This window comes from Mesorhizobium sp. STM 4661 (assembly GCF_000359125.1).
Lineage (GTDB): Bacteria > Pseudomonadota > Alphaproteobacteria > Rhizobiales > Rhizobiaceae > Mesorhizobium.
Map to the genome: position 1 here is coordinate 89,264 of NZ_CAAF010000077.1, position 7,200 is coordinate 96,463.

Consider the following 7,200-nt stretch of genomic DNA (forward strand, 5'->3'; position numbering starts at 1 on the left):
TCGCTCGCGGCGACTGCAGGAGGTTGGAGCACGTTTCCTGCTCGGGTCGCGCAGCCATTTGCGACCAAGCAAAGGGTCACTAAAATCGAAAGCACCAAGAGAGAGCTTCCGAATTTCCCCGGCTGACGTCGGCAGGCAGATGTTGGCATTGTGGATCTGACCTATTTCTATACGCGCGCAGCCGGGCCGTTTCATCGCCAAGAAACTGTCAATCCCGCTACCCTGGAAGACGCGGTCGTCGACGCACTGCATACAGCATAGTCAAAACGACCATAAAGTCAATATGAACTTATGTTCTGTGACTGAGAGGGTGCGAGCCGTGCAAACCTGCCGATTCCTAGCGCTTGCATTATCCGGATTTGCTCACCGGGCGCAGGGATAACATCTTAGGAGATAGCGTCTGCGGTCACCCTCGGCCCGGGTATGCAGGGACTGACCACGAGCGTGAACGACTTCCTTGACCACTTCCACTTTTCTGAGCCCACCCGCAACGCTATCCTTGCCGAGATAAAAGACCCCGCAATCCAGGCTGAGAGTTCCATCTTCGACGCTCCCGTCTTCACGGAGCAGGTGGCGTACCGCACAGTGGAACTGAGCTCCGGAGCGGTGCTCACCGCGCCATCGGCCGAGTTTGATGAGGTCTTCACAAAGGAGCCGGTCCACGCTGGAGTTGACGGAGAATACAAATACTCCACTGTAGGTTCTGTCGTGACCGAGAAAGTAGCGAGGTCAAAATGACGAATCTTCGAACCGACTATGCGAACCGACATGCCAAAGCGCTGACACCAGTGGCGACAGAGCTGATCGGCAATCTGACCGAGATCTTTGCGGGCACCCCTCGCATTGACCGCGTGACCGCACGCGCAAAATCAATCGATCGCTTCATGAGCAAGGCGGAGAAGAAGGCCGGTGACAGGTTGAAGTACGATGACCCACTCAACCAGATTCAAGATCAGATCGGCGTGAGAATAATTACCCTTCTATTCGAGCGATGTTCCGGTGATCGAAAAGCTTATCCTTAGGGAGTTTCGACCCATCGGATCGAAATACGTCGTTCCCCAGCACCAATGGGAGTTTGGATACTTTGGTAGGCACCACATCCTCATAATGCCGAGCGACCTCTATGGCGCTGCTGAGGACAGGACTCTCGTCCCAGATGTCTTCGAGCTACAGATCAAGACGCTTTTTCAGCATGCATGGTCCGAAGCAGAGCACGACCTCGGCTACAAGCCAGGAGAGCAACCGCTTGACCGGGAGGATGAACGCTTGCTCGCCTTCACTTCCGCCCAGGCATGGGGTGCCGATCGCATCTTTGACGACCTATTCAAGAAGCGGTCTATTTAGCCATCGGCCACAATTCTGCGGGGGCCTCTTTTGGCATGAAGGCAGCTTCCGTTTGCTCGCCTGAATATCCGCTTGCGGGTTTTCCCGTGCGATCGGCTCGACGACCGACATGAGGCGCAAAGCAGCCCTCGCTCCATCCGCAGGGGACTCCGTCGAATAACCACGAGGGAGCGACATTCGACTGGACTTCATACGGCAACGAAGCATTGGTGTTCCCAGCGCTGCGTAAGAGCAGCGGATTAACACCGAGCAGAATCTCCAGCCCGCCAGGACAGCGGGCTTCGGTCAGTACAAGCGCCGGAATGGTCCGGGCTTCGAACTGACGGAGATTTGAAATGTCTATCCTCAAGACGGACAATGCGGAAGCCGCTGATACGGCGTCCACCGTCGACAACAGCACCCCAACCCGGAAGCTCCGCGCAAAATCGGGGGCGACCATCTTAGTCAAGAAAGCCAAGGATGAGGTTCCGGCGGCGCTTACCACAACCGACATGGTCCTCAAGAAGCTGAAGTCGGCCAAAGGCGTTACAATCCAAACCCTGATGGATGCGACCGGATGGCAGGCGCACTCGGTTCGCGGCTTTCTCTCCGGCACCGTCAAGAAGAAGCTTGGGCATGAGGTGGTGAGCGAAATCGGCAAGGACGGACAGCGGCGATACCGCATTGTCGAGGCGAAGACCGCCGGTTGACCTCGATGCGCAAGCGGCTCGATCTAGATAGTGAGATCGCCGGGGTCGGCGATCTCACACGCGACGAACTATCTGCGGCCTGGGCAAACGCCTATGGCTGTCTCCCACCCAAAGGGGTCAAACGCGGTTTGCTTGAACGATCGGCTGTCTGGCATCTCCAAGCCAAGCGTTTGGGTGGTTTGACTTCGACCGTCAAGAAGACACTGGGGACAGGCAACGCGCGGAGGACCAACGTGAATGCTATCCAACCGGGCAATACTGGGTCGGATCGCCAAGACGGAGTTCCATCAGTCCGGCCAGGGTCATTGGACAAGGTACTGACGTCGCCGCCGCGATCTATTCCACCCAAGGCCGGCTCCCGCCTGATGCGGGAGTGGAATGGCCGGATGCATGTCGTCGAAGTTGTGGACGACGGCTTTGTGCTCGACGGCAAAACGTACGGATCACTGTCGGCAGTCGCTCGCCGTATCACCGGCGCCCATTGGTCTGGCCCGAGGTTCTTTGGACTATGACGACGACGCTTCGCCTCAACTGTGCAATCTACACTCGCAAATCGACCGAGGAAGGATTGGAACAGGAATTCAATTCGCTCGATGCCCAACGCGAAGCCTGCGTCGCCTTCATCGCATCGCAGGTCGGTCTTGGCTGGAAGCTGGTGCCAGACCACTACGACGATGGCGGCATTTCGGGCGGCACCATGGAACGTCCTGCCCTGAAGCGACTGCTCCAGGACATCCGGGACATAAAAGTCGACGTAGTGGTCGTCTATAAGATCGATCGCCTGACCCGGTCGCTCATGGACTTCTCCAAGATCGTCGAGATTTTTGATGCAAGCTCCGTGTCGTTTGTCTCGGTAACCCAGCAGTTCAACACCACCACCTCAATGGGCAGGCTCACGCTCAACGTACTTTTGTCCTTCGCTCAGTTCGAGCGAGAGGTCACAGCCGAGCGCATCCGTGACAAGATCGCGGCGTCGAAAAAGAAAGGCATGTGGATGGGCGGCGTGGTGCCGCTGGGTTATCGCGTCGAGGACCGCAAGCTGGTGATTGACGAAACCGAAGCACAAACAGTCAGACACCTGTTCGACCGCTATCTCACCCTGAAGTCGGTTCGGGATCTTGTCGACGAGGTTGCAAGCGACGGGCTCTTGACACGGTCGCGACAACGCAAAGACGGATCAGTTGCTGTGACCATGCCGTTTGGTCGCGGCAACCTTTACCACCTGCTTTCGAACCCGATCTACATCGGCAAGATCAGGCACAAGGATCAGGTCTACGATGGAGAGCACGAGCCGATCGTGACATCGGCCACGTTCGAGGAGGCCCAGGCACTTCTCGCCTCTCAGGCGCCGCGGCGGCGAAGCGAATCCAATGTCACGCAACCTCATCTGCTCACCGGTCTGCTCTTTGATGAAGCCGGCGAGAAACTGCGATCGGTTTATGCCAACAAGCAAGGTGTTCGCTACCGCTACTATATTTCAAAGCAATTCGTCGACCAGCGCCGAAACGGGTCCGATGGCTGGCGTCTTCCAGCGCCAGCACTTGAATCAGTTGTTGAGCATCGCCTGAATCGGATTCTCAGCGATCATGCCCAACTGTCTGATTGGATTCGGCAATGGGCCGAAGGGACCGAAATCCAGTCGGCGATGCGGCGAGCCGAGGAGATGCGGTTGTGCTGGACGTCGAGCACAGCGGACGTGAAGCGATCTCTGCTCCAAAAGATCGTTCGCAGGATCACCCTCCAACCGGGGTCATTGACGCTCGAACTGGATCGCCGCTCGCTATCGGAATTGCTTCTCGACCGAAAGCTGCCACCACCCAACGACGGCACCCAGGTAACTTCCATCGAATGTCCCATCGGTATGAAGCGGCGCGGCGTCGAAACACGGATCGTGCTTACGGACGGATCTAACAGCAACGGAGAACCCGATGGTGGTTTGATCGACCTTCTGCGTCGAGCCCACTTGTACCTCCACCAACTTACGGACGGAGCCAAGCGCAGCCTCACCGACGTTGCCATGCTCAACGGCACCGATACATCCGAGGTGAGCCGCCTCCTGCCCTTCGCTTTCCTCGCTCCGAAAATTGCGGCCAACATAGTTGCAGGTGATCAACCTGTTGAACTAACGGCGCATCGGCTGTCCCGATTGTCGGACCTCCCCCTTGCCTGGACTGACCAGTCTGCACTCCTCGGCTTCTAACCATCCGGCGAGCATCTCGCTGATCAGTCGACCATCGCTTTGGCAAACACTTGGCTACGGAATCGCCCTACAGAGACGGACGACCAAAAGTGAGGTGTTTTGGGCGCTGACCGCGGCGTCTCAGCCAAGTGTTGCCCACTACTCGGCGCTAACCCACGGAAATGTCGGGACTATTCTGGGACAGTCGAAAACCCCGAAAAACGGCGGGACTGGATGGTGGGCCCGGAGGGACTCGAACCCCCAACCAAGCGGTTATGAGCCGCCGGCTCTAACCATTGAGCTACAGGCCCCACACGTGGCTGGATTAATGTTTTTCCCCGAGCCGCACAAGGCTTTCCGGGTGGGGTAGCTGAGATCGCCCAAATCAGCCCATATTCTCACCCTACTCGACGAAAGCGACTGGATCGCAGACTGAGGAGTTTTCATGACCAGATATCTTTTGCCCTTGGCGCTCGCCGCCGCGATCGCTTTTCCGGCAATGGCCCGCGCTGCCGACACGCAGCCTCCACCCCGCATCGTCGTGTCCGGCGAAGGCCAGGCGACCGTGGCACCCGACCTGGCATTGCTCACGCTCAGCGTCATGCGCGAAGCCAAGACCGCGCGCGCCGCGCTCGACGCCAACAATGACGCCATGGCCGCCGTGATCGCGGCGATGAAATCGTCCGGCATCAAGGACCGCGACCTGCAGACCGCAGGCATTCAGATCAACCCGCGCTACAACTACACCAACAAGCCGGACGGCAGCCAGGAGGCCGAACTCGTCGCCTACCAGGTCACCAACACGCTGTCGGTGCGCGTGCGCGACGTCGACAAGACAGGCGAGATTCTGGACAAGGCGGTTTCGCTCGGCGTCAATCAGGGTGGCGGCATCACCTTCACCAATGACAACCCGGCTGCCACGGTCACCGAGGCTCGCAAGAAGGCAGTCACCGATGCCATGGCCAAGGCCAAAACGCTGGCCGAGGCTGCCGGCGTCAGCATCGGTCGGGTGCTGGAGATCACCGACCAGAACGTCGCGCCGGCGCCGATGCCGATCAACGCCAAGGCCTTCGACGTGCAAGGGGCATCGGTTCCGGTGCAGGCCGGCGAGAATTCCTACACCGTGCAGGTCACCGTCACGTTCGAGCTGAAGTGATCACCGCCTGAACGGCCTGATCGCGACTGTCATCGCGGAAAAAAGAACCCGGAGGACAGGTCCTCCGGGTTCTTTTTTGAGCCGCACCCTTCCATTCCAGAGGAAAGGGGCTCCGCTACTCCAAGCTGATCTCGTAGAAGATCCAGACCGACCTTTGCAGAAGTCGTGTCTCCGGTCTGATCTTCGCAGAAGATCATGCTTCAGACCGACCTTCGCAGAAGGTCCCGGCCGTTGCCGGTCGGCAACGTGCCGAACGCTTAGCGATAGAGTATCGGGCAGCCGCGCTCGTTGGCGAACACGATCACCACGCGGTCGCCATACTGGCGGCCCGCGACCTTGACCGTGCGGCGGTTGATGTCGATGAGGCGAGCGCGGCGCAAGCCCATGCGCTCGGCCTTGTTGACGGCGCGCTCCGGCGAGCAGGCCCGGCGCCAGTCGCGATCACGGCGGTACTCGCGGCGGTAGCCGTCATCGTCCCCGGAATAGACGCCGACGCGGGGGTCGTTGTCGTTGCCGAAGCCGAGATAGATGCTGTCCGCGTGAGCAGGAACCGCTGCAAGCGTGCCGAGGCCGATAAGGGCCGAAAGGGTCGCCGTCTTGATCGTATTGAACATTGTCTTCTCTCCTTGTTGAGGGCTTCCGCCCCGTCCTGGTCGAACCGATGAGCGAAGAATGCGCTTGCGTGTCTGAACTTTTTACGAACCAACCGTTCATTTCCGGTTCATGTGGCAATAACAGGGGCAACAACGGGAAAATTACCGGCAGTTTCTGAACAATCTGGACGGAAACGCCCGGTCGCGCAGTCGGTTCCGGACTTGGCTCCCTAGGGCTCGTCGTCCAGCAAATGCCCGAAATAGTCGTCGGGCTCGGCAAGCTCGGTCTCGCTGGCGCTGACCCGGCCGCGGATCGAGATGCCGGCCTCGTGCACCGTCTCGGCATTTCCCGACACCAGCCTGTGCCACCAGTAGAGGTCCTGCCCCTCTGCGACCAGCCGGTAGGCGCAGGTTCTGGGCAGCCAGGTGATGGTGCGCACATTCTGCGGTGTCAGCCCGACGCAGTCGGGGACGCGCGCCAGCCGGTTGGCATAGTCCGAGCAACGGCAGGTGTCGGCGTTAAACAGCCGGCAGCCGACACTCGTCCAATAGATCTCGCCGGTATCCTCGTCCTCGAGTTTCGACAGGCAGCATTTGCCGCAGCCGTCGCAAAGCGATTCCCACTCGGCCGGGCTCATCGCCTCGAGCGTCTTGGTTTTCCAGAACGGCTTTTCCATCGTTGGGATGTGGCCCCCGCCTGCTTCAAGGTCAAGCGCGGCAACGGCCCGAAATGCGACCTTGCACCATACGAAAAACACGAAGTCGCCTTCAAAATGCCGGTCAACCGCCCTCCGCTGCCGTTAATGCCCGCAAACCGGAACCAATCCGGTTGACGACAGTTTGGGCCGGGATGGGACGCCACAAGGAGATTTCAGATGAAACGCCAACCACGGGTACTGGCAGGCACGGCACTTGGCCTGTTGATGGCATCCGCGCCGTTGGGCGCGTTCCCGCTGCAAGGCAGCGCCACGTTCGGCCCCTCGCAGCAGACCGCAGCACCGATCATCCTGGCGCAATCGAATTGCGCTGAAGGCGAGGCCTGCGATCAGCAGGCGGAGCCGGAGCAGAAGCCGCGCAAGAAGCGCGATCAGCAGCAGCAAACCGAATCGGCCCCTGCTGAACGGGCTGCCCCCGCAAACGACGAGCAGCAGCCACGCAGGAAGAAGCGCGACCAGCAGCAGCAAACCGAATCGGCACCCGCCGAACAGGCCGCTCCCGCAAACGACGAGCAGCAGCCAC

At 59.5% G+C, this 7,200-nt stretch carries 9 protein-coding genes, 1 tRNA gene and 1 pseudogene; 8 read left to right on the forward strand and 3 right to left on the reverse strand.

Features of this window, described 5'->3' with window-relative positions; genetic code table 11:
• Positions 1-444: 444 nt before the first annotated feature.
• The 6 genes from MESS4_RS26300 (at position 445) to MESS4_RS26320 (ending at position 4,233) form a co-directional block, all read left to right on the forward strand.
• The gene (locus MESS4_RS26300; RefSeq protein WP_157385686.1) at positions 445-738 is read left to right on the forward strand and encodes a hypothetical protein; all 294 of its coding nucleotides are present in this window, start codon (positions 445-447) and stop codon (positions 736-738) included.
• Positions 735-1,022, forward strand: coding sequence for a hypothetical protein (locus MESS4_RS35065; protein WP_006337814.1), 288 nt, complete (start codon positions 735-737; stop codon positions 1,020-1,022). Before MESS4_RS26300 ends, MESS4_RS35065 begins: the two co-directional genes overlap by 4 nt.
• Complete coding sequence (locus tag MESS4_RS26310; RefSeq protein ID WP_006337815.1) at positions 1,000-1,344, forward strand: hypothetical protein; 345 nt, start codon at positions 1,000-1,002, stop codon at positions 1,342-1,344. Before MESS4_RS35065 ends, MESS4_RS26310 begins: the two co-directional genes overlap by 23 nt.
• 335 nt (positions 1,345-1,679) lie before the next feature.
• On the forward strand, positions 1,680-2,033 hold the full coding sequence (locus MESS4_RS32810; RefSeq protein ID WP_006337816.1) for a DUF3489 domain-containing protein: 354 nt from the start codon (positions 1,680-1,682) through the stop codon (positions 2,031-2,033).
• A gap of 5 nt (positions 2,034-2,038) precedes the next feature.
• Positions 2,039-2,545 carry a DUF2924 domain-containing protein gene (locus MESS4_RS32815; RefSeq protein WP_081609866.1) on the forward strand — a complete coding sequence of 169 codons (507 nt, stop codon included), beginning with the start codon at positions 2,039-2,041 and terminating at the stop codon, positions 2,543-2,545.
• On the forward strand, positions 2,542-4,233 hold the full coding sequence (locus MESS4_RS26320) for a recombinase family protein (protein ID WP_006337818.1): 1,692 nt from the start codon (positions 2,542-2,544) through the stop codon (positions 4,231-4,233). The genes MESS4_RS32815 and MESS4_RS26320 overlap by 4 nt, the downstream gene beginning before the upstream one ends.
• A gap of 214 nt (positions 4,234-4,447) precedes the next feature.
• On the opposite strand, the gene MESS4_RS26325 is transcribed toward MESS4_RS26320, so the two are convergent.
• Positions 4,448-4,523 (reverse strand) — tRNA-Ile (locus MESS4_RS26325).
• 134 nt (positions 4,524-4,657) lie between these two features.
• Here MESS4_RS26325 and MESS4_RS26330 point away from each other — a divergent pair.
• Complete coding sequence (locus MESS4_RS26330) at positions 4,658-5,368, forward strand: SIMPL domain-containing protein (protein WP_006337824.1); 711 nt, start codon at positions 4,658-4,660, stop codon at positions 5,366-5,368.
• A 257-nt stretch (positions 5,369-5,625) separates the two neighbouring features.
• Here the strand turns inward: MESS4_RS26330 and MESS4_RS26335 are convergent, their stop codons facing one another.
• Positions 5,626-5,982, reverse strand: a complete 357-nt coding sequence (locus tag MESS4_RS26335; RefSeq protein ID WP_006337826.1) for a hypothetical protein — start codon at positions 5,980-5,982, stop codon at positions 5,626-5,628.
• A gap of 209 nt (positions 5,983-6,191) precedes the next feature.
• Positions 6,192-6,638, reverse strand: a complete 447-nt coding sequence (locus tag MESS4_RS26340) for a YcgN family cysteine cluster protein (protein ID WP_006337827.1) — start codon at positions 6,636-6,638, stop codon at positions 6,192-6,194.
• Between the two features lie 198 nt (positions 6,639-6,836).
• Here MESS4_RS26340 and MESS4_RS26345 point away from each other — a divergent pair.
• Positions 6,837-7,200, forward strand: a pseudogene (locus MESS4_RS26345) (flagellar motor protein MotB); the annotation flags it as partial.